The following is an 18,561-nucleotide window of genomic DNA, read 5'->3' on the forward strand; positions in this document are numbered from 1 at the left end:
CCAGGAAAAGGCTTTTCCCGGCGTCTGTGCGCTCACAGACGGTCGAAGCACGCAGATTAAAAGGAAATAAAGATTAATTAGATAGGATGAAAAAGGTTTTACTTGCTTTGTTTCTGGTCAGTATAGGTTGGCTGGCAAAAGCGCAGGATAATGTGATTGATGAAATTGTGTGGGTTGTGGGCGACGATGCGATTTTGCGTTCCGACGTAGAGGCGCAGCGTCTCTATTTGCTGAATGCCGGTGAACGTCTGGAAGGCGATCCGTATTGCTTCATTCCGGAGCAGATGGCGATTCAGAAGCTGTATTTGAACCAAGCGAAGATAGACAGTGTCGAGGTGCCGGAATCGCAAGTGATACAGAGCGTCGACCAATGGATTAATATGGTTATCGGGCAAATCGGTTCGAAGGAAAAAGTAGAAGAGTATTTCAACAAGAAGCTTTCCCAAATCCGCGAGGAGCGCATCGAGATTGTGCGCGAGCAACAAATCGTACAGGAGATGCAACGCAAATTGGTAGGCGAAATCAAACTGACGCCGGCCGAAGTGCGCAAATATTACAACGAATTGCCGGAAGACAGTTTGCCAAACATTCCGTTGACGGTCGAGGTGCAAATCATTACACTCGAACCGAAAATCCCGTTCGAAGAGACTGACGCCATCAAGGCGCGGCTCCGCCAATTCACGGAAGACATCAACGCTGGGAAATATGAGTTCTCGACGCTGGCCCGCATGTATTCCGAAGACCCAGGTTCGGCAGCACGAGGCGGTGAGTTGGGATTCATGAGCAAAAGCGAATTGCTGCCCGAATTTGCCAACGTAGCTTTCAACCTGAAGGACACGAAGCATATCTCACAGATTGTGGAAACAGAATACGGCTTCCACATCATCCAATTGATAGAGAAACGAGGCGACCGCATCAATTGCCGTCACATCTTGCTGAAACCGGAAGTTTCAGAAACGGAACTGAACGCGGCGATGGCACGCATGGATTCGATTCACGCGGATATTGTGGCTGGTAAATTCTCGTTTGAAGAGGCCGCATCGTTCCTTTCCTACGATAAAGATACACGAAACAATAAAGGTTTGATGGTGAACAGCGACTACAACAGCACGAACTCCGGTACACCACGCTTCGAGCTGCACGAGCTCCCGTCCGAGATTGGTAAAATTGTCTACAACATGAAAGTGGGCGACATCTCGGAACCGTTCCACATGGTATCGAAGACGCAAAAGGAGGTGATCGCCATTGTTAAACTGCGTGCCCGCACTGAGGCGCACAAAGCGAACTTGGCAGACGACTACCAAGCATTAAAATCGATTGTCGAAGCCAAGAAACGCGACGAATTGCTGAACGATTGGATTCGGAAACAGCAGAAATCGACCTATGTCCGCATCAGCGAAGGATGGCGCAATTGTGATTTCCGTTTTCCGGGTTGGGTAAAAGAATAACATGAGACTAATCCTGTTCCTCTTTTTACTGGGATGGTGCGTGCCGCTCGCAGGAGCGGCACAAGAGACCGATAGCGTGCCGGCCGTCCGGAAGACGAAAGTCTTTCTGGAACATGCCAACACGCTTTCGTTTGATAAAGAGGTGAAGGCCGACGCGCAAATCCTTGTGGGCGATGTCTGTTTCCGTCACGACAGCTCATACATGTATTGCGACAGTGCCTATTTCTACGAACAGACGAATTCGCTCGAAGCCTTCAGCAACGTCCGGATGGAACAGGGTGACACGCTCTTTGTCTATGGCGAATATCTTTTCTACGACGGGAACGCACAAATAGCCTACCTGCGCGACAATGTTCGGATGGAAAACCGCCAGGTCACGCTCTTTACCGATAGCTTGAACTACGAACGCATCCCAGATATAGGTTATTACTTCGAGGGCGGCATGATTGTCGATTCCCTCAACCAGCTTTCTTCCTTTTACGGGCAATATTCCCCTACTACCAAACTGGCCATCTTCAACGACAGCGTGAAACTGGAGAACCCGAACTTCACGCTCTATTCCGATACGCTCCATTATAACACGGAATCGAAGATTTCCACTATTCTCGGGCCGTCTGTCATTGTCTCAGACAGTGGCACCATCCACTCCTCACGCGGCTGGTATGATACGGCAAACAATACTTCGATGTTGCTCGACCGTTCCGAAGTCGTATCGGGTAACCGTATCCTTTCGGGAGACTCCATTGCCTACGACCGTGAGCGGGGTTTCGGCGAAGTCTTCGGGAATATGTGCCTCCGCGATACATTGCAACAGACAATGCTCCTCGGCAATTACGGCTATTACAACGAAAAGACAGGCTTTGCCTTTGCAACCGATAGCGCGCGCTGCCTCGAATATTCTGAAGGAGACACGCTTTATCTCCATGCCGATACACTCCAAATGATAACCGTCGATTCGACGTACCGCGAGATAAAGGCCTATTACGGCGTCCGCTTCTTCCGTACCGATATCCAAGGCGTGTGCGATTCGATGCAGTTTAACACGCGCGACTCTATATTATATATGTACAACGACCCTATCCTTTGGAACGAGCAATACCAGCTCTATGGCGATACGATTCTGATTTTCATGAAAGATAGCGGTATTGACTATGCCCATGTGCAACAATTTGCTTTTGCTGTCCAGCAGGTCGATACGGGTTATTACAATCAACTGAAGGGGACAGACCTGAAAGCCTACTTTGAAGGAAGGGGTGTTCGTCAGATTGATGTTTCGGGCAATGCCGAATCTATCTTCTACCCGCTTGAAGACGACGGGAGCATGGTCGGGCTGAATGCCACCAAGAGCGGTTACCTTTCTATCTGGCTGAAGGAAAACAAGCTGGACCGCCTCAAGATTTGGCCGAATCCGCAAGGGACGCTCACGCCGATTCCCGACCTCAAGCCCGACCAAAAGGAGCTGAAGGATTTCTTCTGGTATGATTACCTTCGCCCGCAAAACAAAGACGACATCTATACGGTTCGTAAAAAGAAAGTGCAAGACGCTCCCAAGCGAAGTAATAAGTTCGTACATTAACCCCGAGTACCACGACAAGGGTGTGCCGAAATAGGAAATGGCACGCAGAAACGCTGACTAAAGCGTGCTACATACCCATTACGGCGCACCTGCCTACCGGTTAAATGAAAGAACCGCGCGGCATGCCTTTATTCATTTCATTTTACAACTTACACGTTAACTTTTCACGCCGTGAATTCCTCCTTTCACAGCCTGATTTCAGGAAAGGACAATAGCCAAAATCTAAAAAATCGGACACAAGCCTTTAATGCCTATTTTGCGAAACCCGCATAAAATAAGGGTTTCCGGAAATCACATCTTTTCAGAATCTAAAAAATCGGACACTATTATCAATTATCGGACCTTGGAACATAAAGTAGTTATTTTCTATCTTTGCAGGCGAAAAAATAACAATCGTAATAAAAAAAGAATAATCTATGAGACGGATTAAAAAACTAAAAACACTCGTCTACGCCCTCATGGGAACGACCCTCATCTCGGCTTGTTCCTCGGATGCGGACGACGTAATCAGCGAGGCCGGTAAAGGCTATGTGTCACTCTCAGTACAAGCGGATGCCGGGTTTCAAACAACGAGGGCGGCCAGCGAAGATTACGAGGATGTAAACAATTATACAGTGCAGATTCTACAAGGAGATAAAATAGTAGGTGATTCCTGCGAGTGGGAATACAGTAAATTGCCAGATGAAATCGAACTACCAAATGGCACTTATACTTTCAAAGCATTCTATGGTAAAGATAATGCCGTTAACACAGAAAATCCTTATGTAGAAGGAGTCGTTGAGCAAACGATAAATAGTAATGATCAAAATGTAGTAATATCTTGCTCCACAACTGACGCTAAAGTGACAGTGGCCTTCGATGAAAAAATGGATGAATCATTTGATAAATATACAGTCTCTTTCCAAACGGAAGCACTTAATGACGGGGAACAAGTATGGACTAAGGATGATGGCGATAAAACGGTTTATCTCAAGGTTAATGAAAATGAAAAAGTGAAAGTTGTTTTCTCACTTACACCCAAAGATGCAAATGAAGATTTTACTTATACTCAGACTGTAACACTGAGCCCAGGTGATTTCAAAGAATATACGGTAGCTCCCAAAGATGGCGCAACAGAAGATGGTGATGGTTCGCTTAAGATTTCTATCTCATTCACCGATAAAACAAACGATATAACTATTCCAATAAAAATTCCTTCAGATTGGAAATAATCAAAATAGATAACAAATAAAAGAACAAGATATGAAATTACGAAATACAATCCTTTTCAGCATAATGGCCATGATAGGGCTTGCCTCTTGTGAAATGAAAGAAGAACTGTTAGGCGGGAACTCGACAGATTCGGGAGAGACAGGATTACTTTCATTGGGAGTAGGTATCAATACACTTGTGAACGAAGTGCAAACACGTGCGGCTGCAGATGGTACAGCGGATATTTCAGCAGATGGATATATTATACAAGTGTTAAATAGTGACGGCACAGAGGTGAAAAGTTTTACCTACAAAGAGGAAGGCATGGAGCCACAAGAAATAGCAGCCGGAAGCTATACACTTTATGCACATGAAGAAGGAACTTGTCCGGCACAAGGAAGTTCTCCTTTCTATGGCGGCAAGAAAGATGTTACTATTCGCAAAGGTCTAACTACGGAAGCATCTGTAACTTGTACGATGGAGAATACCTTGATACAACTTACATATTCGGAAGATTTTCTTAAAACGTTTCAATCATGGACAGTAAGTATCACTGCGGGGAGTGGTGATGGAAATAGTATTGTATTCACTAAAGAGCATGGAGAAACTCCTGATCCCATTTATGTCAAGATTGCAGATAACGTAGAAGTTATTAAAGTGGTTGTAACTGGTACTACAAAAGAGGGGGACCAAATTAGCGACTATCGGAATCTATATAAGCCGGAAGATTGCGATTCAAAATATTGGATTGGAAATGATGCACTGAACATCAAACTTACGCCGGGTAGCAACGAGCGTCCCAGTAATCCGAATGAACCAGTGACTCCTGATGATCCAGAAGAACCAACCGATCCTGATCCAGAAGAACCAACTGACCCAGATCCAGAAGAACCGGAAAATCCGGATAACGATAACAATGTTATTAATGGCATTGAAATCGAAGTAGATGGTATCTTTGGTGATGCTGCTGATAAAGAAACAATCTCTGTTCCCACTACTCCGGGGGAAGAGACTCCGGAAACGGGTGATGAGAATGAAGAGGAAGAAGATAATGGGAATACTGGTAACGAAAACGGTGGAGAAGAAATGACTGAAGGTCCGACTTTGTCAGGTAATAAGGTATATTCGAAAACAATAACGTATACACTTAATGGTACTGATGAGTTTCCAGAAGTTGAAATCGAAATGAAAGCACCAGCAGGGTTAAAAAGCTTTGAAGTGAAAATAGATAGTGATAATGAAGATTTTAAGAACACTGTTGGAGATATGGGGCTAGTTTCTGGCATAGATTTGGTGTCAAAAGGGGATGATTTCGCTGCACTTTTCCCGCCTCCTGGCGAGGATGACAAAGATTATACATTTAAATTAACTAAAACTTTAGGAAGAATGTTAGCTATTTATATAGGGCAACATACATTTACGTTTACTGTAACAGACAATAATGATGAAAAGGCTAATGGGACTTTAGTCGTTAATATAGTTTCTTCTAAATGAATATTATATGAAAATATGTAGTGAAATATTGGTTTTATTTGTTTTAGTGTTTCTTTTTAGTTGTCAAGTGAATGATGAAATTTCGTTAAGAGATGTTGGCTACATTCGCTTATCAGTTATAGAAAACACTGAAGGGAATACGCGTTCATCTGAGACAAGGGCTACGTATGATCCGACAATTTTGGGTGTCGAGATTATAGACTCTAATAACAAAGTTGTAAAGGAAACAGATGATTGGACTGAATGGGAAGGAGAAGCCATTTCTTTACCAGCAGGACGTTATATTGTTGCTGCTCAGTCTCAAAATTATGATGGCGCGTCGGGTTTTGATTTGCCATGCTATTATGGAGCTGATACAGTAGATGTTGTTGCTGGAAAAGATTCAGAAGCAGCTGTAGTATGCAAGGTAACAAACGTAAAAGTAACTGTTAATTTCGATGAGGAGTTGAAGCAGGCTTTTGCTGATAGAAACGTCAGTGTACGTGTTCGTTCGGCAAATAGTGAAGTTACGCCTAAGCCTATTACTTTTAAAGTTAATGAAACGCGCTCTGGTTATTTCCCTGCTGATTGTGGCGATTTGATGGCAACACTTACAGTCAGTAATGCGGATACGACTTATACGTTGGATGAAGTAGATGATTTGAAAGCTCCTAAAAGTAATGATCACTTTATTTTGAACTATAAGTTGTCTGAAGAAAGCAATGGTGAGTTTACAGTTACCGTCGATCCAACAACAAACTCCTATTCTTATACCTTCTATGTGTGTATGGAACCGGTAGATGTATCTGCTTATGTAGAGCCTGCTAATGCTTGGGCAACTTTCGCTGATTTAGAAGCGTCCAATATAACATCAAATGTAATAGAAATCGACCCTGAGGCTATCAAGTTCCTCTACCGCGTCAAAGATGCTGCTGATTGGACAGAAGTCAAGACGACGTACGACAACGGAACCTATACCGCTCGTCCAACCGGGCTCACTCCCGGTACAACTTACGAGTATTGTCTTTACATCAATGAGACAACTAATACTCCAGCGCAAACCTTCACGACTGAAGAGGCGACGGCTTTGTATAATGGAGGTTTTGATAACTGGTCATATGGAACGGGGGACTATGACAAGACTTGGTTCGCGGAAGAGGCAAGCAAGGCGGGTTTAGGTACGTCTTTTTGGGATTCAGGAAATATCGGGACATCCACTTATTTGACTTCTTTAGTAGGCGTACATAATCCGACTTCTCCAGAAGAAATTGACGTACATACATCTAATGGAAAGGCGGCAAAATTGGCATCTCAATTCGTTGGATTTATGGGCGCGGGAAAGTTTGCTGCGGGTAATATTTATACAGGTAATTATTGCGAAACATTTGCGAGTCCTATGGGAGCACGTATTCGTTTTGGACAAGAGTTCACTTCACGTCCTACTCAATTGAAAGGTTGGTACAAATATAGTCGAGGTACTAATATTGATGAAGACAATGATGCTACTTTAGCAAATACATTGAAGGATGCTGGAGGGGACTTATGTTCTGTTTATATTGCGTTGGTGGATAATGAAGGTTTGGCAGCAGATGGAAGTTATCCAGCAGCAGCGTTTGAAATAGATAATAGATTGAGTGCAGATCAGCCTGAAAGTTTCAAGTATAAAAACACAATTGATTTCTCTGAGAATAACCCTCATATCATAGCATATGGAGAACTTAGTGAAGATGAGGCGAAAGGTACAGGTCAGTGGCAAGAGTTTACCATAGACTTGGAATATCGCGATTTGACTCGTAAGCCGAAATACATCATCGTAGTTGCTTCTGCAAGTAAATATGGAGATTTCTTCACTGGAAGTACAAGTAGTGTGATGTATATCGACGATTTTGAGTTAGTATATGATGGAGAACCAAAAACAGAAGAATAATATAATTAAAGTATTCCATAAAGTAGAGACGTCACCCAGCGTGCCGTCTCTACGCTTGGTTAAAAACTAAAGAAGGAAATAGTTAGAACAAAGGATTATAAATGGGCAAGAAATTAATTACAATCCTATTACTTTTGGCAGTAATAGTCGGAAGCGCGGAAGCGCAACGTGGGAAACGAGCTATCAAGCGGATCGACCGTGAGGTACAAGAAACCGTATTTATTCCGAAAGGCACATGGATGTTTGGCGGAACGGTCTCTTATTCGGAGCACGATGAGAGCAATCTGAATTTCCTCATCTTGCAAGATCTTGAAGGGAAAGGATATGATTTTAGTATTAGTCCTTATTTCGGTTATTTCATCCGCAATAACATCGCAGTGGGCGGACGTTTTACTTATTCGCGTGATTATTTGGATTTGGGTAGTGCGGATGTTGATTTAGGTGATATCACGCTCTCTTTCCGTGATCTCTATTATTTGGAACATAAATATGAGGCTTCGGGATTTATTCGAACTTATATTCCGATAGGCCGTAGTAAGATATTTGGTCTTTTCAATGAAGCTCGTTTGACATATAGTTATGGCCAAGGTAAAAATTCAACACGTTCAGGTGTGGATTATACAGGGACTTACCAGACTGTGCAGGGATTTCAGATTGGCGTAGCTCCAGGTTTGACGGCATTTATCACAGACTGGTCCGCTGTAGAAGTTTCGGTTGGTGTGATGGGATTTGATTTTAAATGGATAGACCAACAGACAAACCAAGTGGAAGAGGGGTCTATGCGAACTACTTCCGGAAACTTCAAAATCAATCTGTTTTCGATTAATATTGGCATGACGTTCTACATTTAAAGGAAGAATAAAGGATGAAGCATAAAGAATTTATAAAAAGGATTGCGTTAGGTTTGTGCGGCATAGGCTTTTTTGCCTCTTGCGCCATCGAGAACGACATCCCGTATCCGATAGTTGAATCGGCAATCACGGGGATGACAGTCGAAGGGCAGCGGAGCGAATCAAGTATGAGTTTTGCTGCGGCATCCATAGACAATTCAACACGGAGCGTACAGATTTATGTGAATGATTCGGTTGACATAACAAATTTGCGAATTACGCAATTGCAAATATCCAATAATGCAGAACTGCTGGTAGATTCGGCCGTTTGTACAGATTATAGCCGTTTTCCGGATACTGGGTTTGCTTCGTTGGATAGTGTAGCTCGTACAGCTAATACACGGATTGACTTTACTAATCCAGTTAAATTCACCTTACGCACCTACCAAGATTATGAATGGACAGTAACGGTAAATCAAATAATTCAACGAGATATTGAAATAGACGGTTTGCGTGACTATACAATTGATGTAACTAATCGTCGTGCAGTGGTATATGTTGACCCAACAAAAGATTTGTCTAATATTCAATTTACCACATTGAATTTAGGAGGATATTATGGAGAAGTAATTCCAGTAAATGGTGGAAGTGTAAGTGATATACGCGATTATACTTCTCCACAAGAATTCTATGTACGCTTGAATTGGGAACCAGAGAATCAATACACGCGGTGGACTGTTTATGTTCTTCACTCGGATACAGAAGTGTCTACCGAGACTACTCTTTTCCCAATGTCTGCTACTGCGACCTTAAGCGGTACTATACAGAGCGGGCAAACTCCTGTAATTGAGTATCGGGAACAAGGCAGCTCTTCATGGCAAACGTTGTCTACCTCTTCTATTGTTGTCAGCGGCACAAGTTATACGGCAACATTCTCCGGATTGACTCCGGGACAAACTTATCAATATCGTGTTACAGCGAATGGAACAACAAGTGAAGAACAATCTTTTACGACAGTAGCTGCCGTAGCCTTGGAAAATGGTTCGCTTGAAAACTGGAGCGAAGGTACTCTTACTAGCAATACTTATTATATTCCGAATGCGGAAGGGGAAACTTTTTGGGGAACCGGAAATTCAGCTACTGCTATTTATAACTCGAATGTTACTACACCAACAGATGACAGTTATTCAGGAAAAGCGGCAGAATTAAAGTCGCAAAGTGCGTTGGGTGTAAAAATGGCAGCAGGAAATTTATTTACCGGCGATTTTGAACGGGATGGTTTGGATGGTATATTGCAATTCGGACGTTCCTTTAGTTCTTTCCCGACGGCATTGCGTCTGTATTATAAATATACCACCGCGCCCATGCAAACAGTCGGTTCGCTGACCAGCCTTCCGTCTAACTTGGAATCTTTGGTAGGGCGTCCCGATTCTTGCCATATTTATATTGCACTATCCGATAAATCGGAACCGTATGAAATCCGGACGAAAGCCAATAATCGTCAGTTGTTCGACAAGAATGATGCGAATATTATTGCCTACGGCGAGTATATCAGTGCAGAAAATGTAACCAGTTACCAACAAATAGAGATTCCGTTGGTTTATCGGGCTTACCGCACGCCGCGATATATTATTATTGTATGCTCGTCAAGTAAATATGGTGATTATTATTTGGCGGGTGAAGGTAGTACGCTATGGCTCGACGAAATGGAATTAGTTTATGAATAAGAATAATAGAATCGAATGAAAAAGATACAGACATTTATTTATGTGCTCTTGATGGGTTTTGCTTTTGCAGCTTGTCAAGACGATAGCTTGAGAGGCACGGAACAAGGCGGTATCCGCATCGCGCTGACCGATGGAACGGCGGGTGTGGACGTAACAACCCGCAGCACGCCTTCCGAACTCTTCGATGGCTTCAAGCAAAAGTTTAAGTTTCAAATCAAAGGCGACAATTACGACCAGACGCACGAATGGACGGAAGATGTGATTCCGCTGGCTGCCGGGGTTTACGATATTACGGCCACTTGCGGCACAGAACAGGCAGTTGGTGAAGTAGGATTTGATGCACCTTATTATAAAAACAAGAATGATAAAAGTGTAAATGTAACAGCCGGAAAAGAGTCAAATATTACTATTGATTGTACGGTGGGCAATGCGCTTGTATCTATTGCTTTTGCAGACGAAGAAGCGGAGGCAGAGTTTGAAAAGTTGTGTCCGGATGCCTATATCGATATCAAATTGTCTGGAGGTATTCAGATACAATGGAATAACCTTGCACAAAGTGCTTATTTCCGTGCCGGTTCTTCGTTGGAAACATTGACAATTTATCGAAGTAAAGCAGGTGATGAAACAACCGATGGTGTAAACCTTTTAGAAACTGCAGGAGATAAAGTGCCTTCTACGTTTAGTGCTGGCGACCAGCTCATATTCACACTTTCGTTAGCAAAAAAGAATGGAACAGTTGAGTTAAACGTATCAAAAGCAGAATTAAAAACAATACCTATCTCCGAAACCATCCCTCTCGAATGGTTACCCGCTCCAAAGATTGGATATTTTAATGATGAGGAAGGCTTGACCTCTATAGAATATACAGAATCCAATAATGCTACACCTGCTAAGTTAAACTTCTCAGGTTCGATGGCGATTGAAGATATTGAGCTGGGGTTTGAGTTTGGCGATATACAATATGCTGATTGGAATAATAAGACTTATAACTTAGCATCTATTTCAGATGAGGATAAGAGTGCATTGACGCAAGCCGGAATTGTGTTGCCTGAATTAGAGGAAAGCACAACAGGAAGCATTGACTTTACAAACTTAACAACCAACCTTCAAGTCGCTTCAGGCTCTGTTACAGAAAATAAAATAAAGGTGCGCGTGAAGGCGAATAACCGTTGGAGTAGTGAAGAGGATAATCCTTCCGTTTATACGATTAAGACGGTGGCTCCAAAGATAATGGTGACGGCAAATGAAGAGGATATTTGGGCAAAGTCACTTACGGTAAGCGAATATGAAGTAGAATCGGATAATCCTACGAAGATAGTAGTAACAGGTTATCAATATTTAGATGGAGCGGAATGGAAAGATTGTACAAACGGCTTGGCCGAATTGACCAATCTGCCTGATGAGCCGAAGATGCAAGTACGCGCCGTATATCGCGAGGGCGTGTATGCAGAGCCTACAGAGATTGCATTGGAAACTCCGGCTCAATTGCCTAATTCGGATATGGAGGAATGGAGTTATGAAACTTATAAAGGCGATAGATATTCATTTAATCCATGGAATTCCGAAGGAACTTCTTTTTGGGATACAAATAACGATTTTACAACGAGACATAAAAATGGAGCGAGCGATGTATCTATTGCTAATTATAATGGATTTCATGCTGTTTCATGTGTTACTGGACATAATGGCTTTGCAGCAGAATTAAGAAGTACAGCTAATGGACGAGCTAATACAAGAGTAGATTTTATTGTACATACACACAAAGAGCAAGATTATAATAAAGTTGCAGGTAAGTTATTTACAGGTTCTGCCAATGTATATGTAAATAAACCAAGTGGAACAATTGGAGATGATGCTGACGGAAGTAAAGATACTTACACAGAAGAAAAGAATGCTTCTTTCAATAGCCGCCCCACAGCATTAACATTCTATTATAAATATGTTCCTTATAATTCCGATACATGGAGCGTCCATATCGAATTACTGGATGAGAATAAGAATGTGATTATTCAAAATGACAAAACATCATCTGAAGCAAAGAGTGATTGGACACAAGCATCTGTATCATTGGATTATGCTGACGAAACGACTTATGCAAAGTGTAAATACATCTATGTTATATTCAAATCAACAATAAACGAAGGAACTAATATGCCCTATCGTGAAATTACACAAACATTCTATGTATTAGAGAATGGGGCGTTATCAGCAAAAACTTACGATCAAGCATACATCGGCAGCATCCTAACCATCGACGACATCCAATTAATCTACGACAAATAAGAAAATATGAAACATACAATATTATATATAGCAACATTATTCCTGTTGGCAGCCTGCCAACAGGAAGAGCTTCCTCTGGGCGCGCAAGCACTGGGTTATTTATCCCTCTCGGCGGTCGAGGTCGAGGCCAGCGATGTGCAACTTATCTCCACGCGGGCAGGCGAGACGGACGATTTGATTGTAGCTCTGACTCCAGAAGATGGAACGACAAAGGAATACAAGTATGCGGAAACCATCTCTTGTCCGCCGGGCACGTATACGCTCGAAATCTACAACAAGGCTTATAAGGATAAAGCCGATGCCGCCCAACATTATTATAAGCACACGAAACAGGTCGTGATTGAGGAAGGTAAAACGACAACAATTGAAGAACAAGAACAAGACCAAGAACAACCTATCCAAGTCCCGATGATAAACTTCGGTGTTACCTTCACAGCCAACATCGCTTATTTTACAGATTATTCCTTCTCTGTTACCTATAATAGCACAACTCGTAATATTGGGACAGGAGAAACCGCATATTTTGATATTTCAGATAAGGCAACACCCCTCTCTTATACGTTAAGTGCGAAGAATGAGGATAACGAAGATGTGGAGACGAGTGGTAGTTATGGAGAAGGTACAGAAGAAAGCATTAATGACGGTACGATTTACACCGTCACCTACTCGCTGGCTACAAAATCCCTGCAAGTAGAAAAATAAAGCTATTTGAAGGGAATGAAATTGGATACCACCGCAGGCCTCGCTCCGCTTCGACCCACGGCTACCTGAAGATGGGACCTCTTCGAGGCCCGTTATAGAAATAAAAAAAGTCCTCGTAGAGGGCTGCTGTGCTTAGCTGTTGGTCGAAGCGAAGCGAGGCCTGCAGCTACAAGTGTTCCGAAATACAATCTGAAAGAGGGTGTGTCATAATGGATGTATGGACACCCTCTTTCAATTACTTTTTGATGAACTATCCTATCCGGAGTGCCCGGACAGTCCCATCGTGAGAAAAATGGAATCGTCGGGGCACCCGGAAAGCTCCGTCGTGAGAAAAATAAAGCCGTCGGGGAGCCCGGAAAGCTCCATCGTGAGAAAAATGAAGCCGTCGGGGCACCCGGAAAACTCCGTCGTGGGAAAAATGAAGCCGTCGGGGCACCCGGAAAGCTCCGTCGTGAGAAAAATGAAGCCGTCGGGGCACTTTTCCCCCTCTTTTTTAGGAAAAATCAAAGAAGAATGCCTATCTTTGACAACGTAATTATTAAACTTTATTTCTTATGATTTCATTGAAGAACATAGAATTGACAGCTTTGCGTCAGGATGAATCTTTTGCATTCATGAAATTCGTACATACGGAGTTATCCAAATTACCGGCCGACCCAGAAGAGGGGACATCGCCCCTCACGGTACCCCGTACGGCATTCACGGAATCTTTCGAGGAATACGACCGGGCATTGGCTCCGACCGATACCAAGGACGCAACCGCGGAGATAACGGCCTGCGACGACAGGCGCGACCGCGCATGGTATAATGCCTTCCGTTTTACGGAAGTGATGTGCGAACATCCCGACGAGACTATACGGGAATATGCACAGTTGGTGATGAAAGACTTCGAACGCTATGGCAGTCCGCTCTCACTCGGACAAGAAGCAGAGACCTCTTTGTTACATAACCTGTTGAATGACGTAAATTCGTATTCGGAATCTATCATCCGCGAAACGTTCAACTTGGGTCCTTGGATTGATGAACTGAATGATGCCGAGGAGGCATACGAAGAGGCGTTGCACAACCGGGCCGCAACACGCGGCGCTAAGACGTTAGGCCAAACGAAAGCCGTACGCCGAAAAGCCGAAGAGGCATACCGCAATTTGGCAAATGTAATCAATGCCGCCGTCGTATATGTAGGCGAAGCGGAATATGTGGACTTCATCGAAGCGGTGAATGACCATATCGACCGCGCGAAGGCCATCGTGAAAGCCCGCCGCACCCGCTTGGCCAACGAAAAGGAGGAAACTCCTGCTCCGGAAACAGGAGAAGAGGCAAACGTATGAACCTATACATAGGGTCCCTCATCCCAATAGGGCGTGCCGGAATAGGGAAATAGGATTAAGAAGTCATTGAAAAGGGGGGTGTACTGAAATGCTATCTAAAAAGTGTATCATAAATAAGAAAATGTGATTAGAAAGTAACTGAAAAGCTCCCCTGCCCGTAGGGGAGCTCCCCGCAGGGGTGAGGGGTTGTTTTCTTTGTGTGTATAAACCCCTCAGTCTCAGCTATCGCTTCGCCAGCTCCCCTAAGGGCAGGGGAGCTTTTCAGATAGCTTTCAGATAGCATTTCGACACATCCCCTTTTCAGTTACTTTCTAATCACATTTTCTTATTTATGATACACTCTCTTTTGATATACACCTTGTATTAATAAATCAATATCTTTACGCATGGAAAAAGAACAAAAATTTAACTTGCCGGAACAAAAACTGTTTCGTAGAGAGCTAAGGAGGAACATGACCTCGGCGGAAGTAACGCTGTGGCAAATGTTGAAAGGTAAACAGGTAGGTGGTTTTAAATTCCGTCGGCAGTTTGGAGTCGGGCCGTTTGTTTTGGATTTTTATTGCCCCGTTTTACGGTTGGCCATTGAATTGGATGGCGAATATCATTTTTCTGAAGAGATGGAATCGTATGATGAAGCACGTTCTATGTATTTAAAAAGGAACGGCATACATGTGTTACATTTTGAAAATTGCGTCGTTTTTGATAATCCCGAAGGCATATTGGAGTCCATACGCGAATTTGCACAATCCAAGAATACAATTTGAGAATTGTATAGCATATTTGAAGCTATTTGAAAAGGGGGTGTACCGAAATGCTATCTGAAAAGACGAGGGTGTATCATAAATAAGAAAATGTGATCAGAAAGTAACTGAAAAGTTCCCCTGCCCTTAGGGGAGCTCCCCGTAGGGGTGAGGGGTTATTGCTTATTATGAGAGTTTAACCCCTCAGTCTCGCTACGCGAGCCAGCTCCCCTACGAGCAGGGGAGCTTTTCAGATAGCATTTAGATACACCCCCGGCGAAGCGATAGCTGAGACTGAGGGGTTCATACACTCTCAATAAATAATAACCCCTCACCCCCTGCGGGGAGAGGATGTATCATAAATAAGAAAATGTGATCAAAAAGTAACTGAAAAGCTCCCCGCCCTTAGGGGAGCTCCCCGTAGGGGTGAGGGGTTGTTTCTTATTATGAGAGTTTAACCCCTCAGTCTCGCTACGCGAGCCAGCTCCCCTAAAAGCAGGGGAGCTTTTCAGATAGCATTTAGATACACCTCCTTTTCTGCTAGTATTTTTTGCGCGTGGCCACTACACGATTCGTTCCCATCCAGGCCAAAATTAAAAAACGCAGAGCCTCTGTGCGAGACCCTGCGTTTTCTCTATTTATTCCGAGCGTTTTACTTCTCTCCCACCAGCTTGATGATTTCATCGACAGCCGCCAGGATGCCTTCCGGATTCTTACCTCCGGCTGTTGCGAAATGCGGTTGACCGCCACCGCCGCCTTGGATATGTTTCGCTGCCTCGCGGACCAGCTTCGCCGCGTTCAGGCCCTCCGCAATGAGCGGTTCGGTCAGGAAGACGACGAGCGATGCCTTCTCGCCCTCTTGGAAACCAGCTACGAAACAAACCTTTTCATCAGCCGGAAGCTCACCTTTGAGTTGGAAAGCCATATCCTTGATATTCTCCATACGTCCGTTGATACCTTTGAGGATAAGGTATTTCACGCCATTACGCTCGATAGCCCCCTCCAAGATATGCTGCTTCATGCGCTGGAGCCGTTCTTTGATATACCCTTCTACCTCTTTCTTCAATCCCGCATTCTCTTCAATAGACTTGCGGATAGTTTGCGTCAAGTTCGGGACATTGTTGAACATCGCGCTCAACTCGTGCAAGACATCCTGCTGGCGGTAATTGAATGCCTCAGCCCCTTCCGCCGTCACCGCCTCGATACGACGCACGCCAGCCGCTACCGAACTCTCCGATACGATACGCAAAGAACCAATCATGCCGGTCGACGGGATATGCGTACCACCACACAACTCGATGGACGTACCATACTTCACGACACGCACGTCGTCGCCATACTTCTCGCCAAACAACGCCATGGCACCCATCTCCCGGGCTTGGGCAATCGGCATGTGGCGATGCTCTTCCAACTTATAATCGGCACGTATCTTTTGGCCCACCAAACGCTCTACGCGGCGAAGTTCTTCGTCCGTGACCTTTTGGAAATGGGAGAAGTCGAAACGCAACGCTTCGGGTGACACATACGAACCTTTCTGCTCCACATGCTTACCCAAGACTTCGCGCAACGCTTCGTGGAGCAAGTGCGTAGCCGAGTGGTTGCATTCGGTTTGGATACGCTTCTTTTCATCTATCTTTGCCGTAAAGACCGCCGTCACATCGCTGGGCAACTTCTCGACGAAATGAATCGGCAAGTTGTTCTCGCGTTTGGTATCGACCACAGCTATCTTTTCCGCGCCATTCAACAACCAACCCGTATCGCCTACCTGACCACCCATCTCGGCATAGAACGGCGTCTTGTCGAGGACAATCTGGTACAACGTCTTGTTCTTTTGCTTGATTTGACGATAACGGAGGATTTCGGCATCACATTCGAAGACATCATAGCCCACGAACTCCGTTTCGCCCTCTTTCAGCGTCACCCAATCACCCGTCTCGACCGCAGCCGCATGACGAGCCCGTTCCTTTTGTTTTTGCATCTCAACGTTGAACTCATCGATATTGACCTCCATGCCATGTTCGCGCAGAATCAATTCGGTCAAATCGAGCGGGAAACCGTAGGTATCATACAACGTAAAGGCATCGCAGCCGCTCAATGTCTGGCTACCCGCCGCCTTGGTCTCTTCCATCTTCTTATCCAAAAGATGAATACCCGTTTCCAACGTACGGAGGAAAGCCTCTTCTTCTTCCTTAATTACACGCTCGATAAGCGACTTCTGCGCCACCAATTCCGGATAAGCAGCCCCCATCTGTTCCGTCAAGACCGGAAGCAAGCGATACATGAACGCCCCTTTCTGCCCCAAGAACGTATACGCATACCGAACGGCACGACGCAAAATACGGCGAATCACATACCCCGCCTTCGCATTCGAAGGCAACTGCCCATCCGCAATCGAGAACGACACGGCCCGCAAATGGTCGGCTACGACGCGCATGGCAACATCTACATCCTCCTCTTGGCCATATTCTTTTCCCGTCAGATGCGAAATCTCCCGGATAATGGGCTGGAAAATATCCGTATCGTAGTTCGAATGTTTCCCCTGCAAAGCCCGCACCAAGCGTTCGAAACCCATACCTGTATCAATCACGTTCATCGAGAGTTTCTCCAGCGAACCATCCGCCTTACGGTTGTATTGCATAAAGACAAGGTTCCAAATTTCAATCACCTGCGGATTATCCTTATTGACCAATTCACGTCCGGGCACTTGTGCCTTCTCTTCCGGTGTACGCGAATCCAGATGGATTTCCGAACAAGGACCACAAGGCCCCGTATCGCCCATCTCCCAGAAGTTATCATGCTTATTGCCATTGATAATATGGTCGGCAGGAACATGCTTTGCCCAATAACCGGCAGCCTCGTCGTCCCGTTCGAGATTCTCCTCCTTCGAGCCTTCGAACACCGTCACATAAAGATCCGCCGGGTCGAGGTGCAATACATCCACCAAATATTCCCACGCCATATCAATGGCGCCCTCTTTGAAATAATCGCCAAAGCTCCAGTTGCCAAGCATCTCAAACATAGTGTGGTGATACGTATCATGTCCCACTTCCTCCAAGTCGTTATGTTTTCCGCTCACACGCAAGCATTTTTGCGAATCGGCACGGCGGCGCGGTTCCGGTTCCCGAATTCCCAGAATCACGTCTTTCCACTGGTTCATACCGGCATTGGTAAACATCAACGTCGGGTCGCCTTTAATCACCATAGGTGCAGAAGGCACGATAGTGTGTCCTTTCGAAGCAAAAAAAGCTTTGAAAGATTCACGAATTTCGTTTGCTGTCATCATTGTCTTATTATAGTTCTCGTTAATATTCTGAAAAACAATTTGCAAAAGTACAG

At 44.5% G+C, this 18,561-nt stretch carries 12 protein-coding genes; 11 read left to right on the top strand and 1 reads right to left on the bottom strand.

Features of this window, described 5'->3' with window-relative positions:
* Positions 1-86 precede the first annotated feature (86 nt).
* From B5F77_RS01080 to B5F77_RS01135, 11 genes are all read left to right on the top strand, one after another.
* The gene (locus tag B5F77_RS01080; protein WP_087326373.1) at positions 87-1,448 is read left to right on the top strand and encodes a peptidylprolyl isomerase; all 1,362 of its coding nucleotides are present in this window, start codon (positions 87-89) and stop codon (positions 1,446-1,448) included.
* Position 1,449: 1 nt separating this feature from the next.
* Entirely contained in the window at positions 1,450-3,024 is a 1,575-nt protein-coding gene (locus B5F77_RS01085; protein WP_087326376.1) for an OstA-like protein, read from the top strand.
* A 416-nt stretch (positions 3,025-3,440) separates the two neighbouring features.
* Positions 3,441-4,235, top strand: coding sequence for a DUF4493 domain-containing protein (locus tag B5F77_RS01090; protein WP_087326379.1), 795 nt, complete (start codon positions 3,441-3,443; stop codon positions 4,233-4,235).
* A gap of 31 nt (positions 4,236-4,266) precedes the next feature.
* Positions 4,267-5,709, top strand: coding sequence for a DUF4493 domain-containing protein (locus tag B5F77_RS01095; protein ID WP_087326382.1), 1,443 nt, complete (start codon positions 4,267-4,269; stop codon positions 5,707-5,709).
* Between the two features lie 7 nt (positions 5,710-5,716).
* Positions 5,717-7,615, top strand: coding sequence for a PCMD domain-containing protein (locus B5F77_RS01100; RefSeq protein WP_087326385.1), 1,899 nt, complete (start codon positions 5,717-5,719; stop codon positions 7,613-7,615).
* Between the two features lie 101 nt (positions 7,616-7,716).
* Positions 7,717-8,466, top strand: coding sequence for a hypothetical protein (locus B5F77_RS01105; RefSeq protein WP_087326388.1), 750 nt, complete (start codon positions 7,717-7,719; stop codon positions 8,464-8,466).
* 14 nt (positions 8,467-8,480) lie between these two features.
* Positions 8,481-10,172 carry a PCMD domain-containing protein gene (locus B5F77_RS01110; RefSeq protein ID WP_087326390.1) on the top strand — a complete coding sequence of 564 codons (1,692 nt, stop codon included), beginning with the start codon at positions 8,481-8,483 and terminating at the stop codon, positions 10,170-10,172.
* A gap of 15 nt (positions 10,173-10,187) precedes the next feature.
* A complete protein-coding gene (locus B5F77_RS01115) occupies positions 10,188-12,455 on the top strand; it encodes a DUF4493 domain-containing protein (protein WP_087326393.1) in 2,268 nt (755 codons plus the stop codon).
* Between the two features lie 6 nt (positions 12,456-12,461).
* Positions 12,462-13,157, top strand: coding sequence for a DUF4493 domain-containing protein (locus B5F77_RS01120; protein WP_087326396.1), 696 nt, complete (start codon positions 12,462-12,464; stop codon positions 13,155-13,157).
* A 554-nt stretch (positions 13,158-13,711) separates the two neighbouring features.
* Positions 13,712-14,485, top strand: coding sequence for a DUF6261 family protein (locus B5F77_RS01130; protein ID WP_087326402.1), 774 nt, complete (start codon positions 13,712-13,714; stop codon positions 14,483-14,485).
* Positions 14,486-14,871: 386 nt separating this feature from the next.
* Positions 14,872-15,249: an endonuclease domain-containing protein gene (locus B5F77_RS01135; RefSeq protein WP_087326405.1), complete on the top strand. Its 378-nt coding sequence runs from the start codon at positions 14,872-14,874 to the stop codon at positions 15,247-15,249.
* 628 nt (positions 15,250-15,877) lie between these two features.
* Here B5F77_RS01135 and alaS read toward each other — a convergent pair.
* Positions 15,878-18,508: an alanine--tRNA ligase gene (gene alaS, locus B5F77_RS01140; RefSeq protein WP_087326731.1), complete on the bottom strand. Its 2,631-nt coding sequence runs from the start codon at positions 18,506-18,508 to the stop codon at positions 15,878-15,880.
* Positions 18,509-18,561: the final 53 nt, after the last annotated feature.

The organism is Parabacteroides sp. An277, assembly GCF_002159645.1.
Taxonomy (GTDB): domain Bacteria; phylum Bacteroidota; class Bacteroidia; order Bacteroidales; family Tannerellaceae; genus Parabacteroides.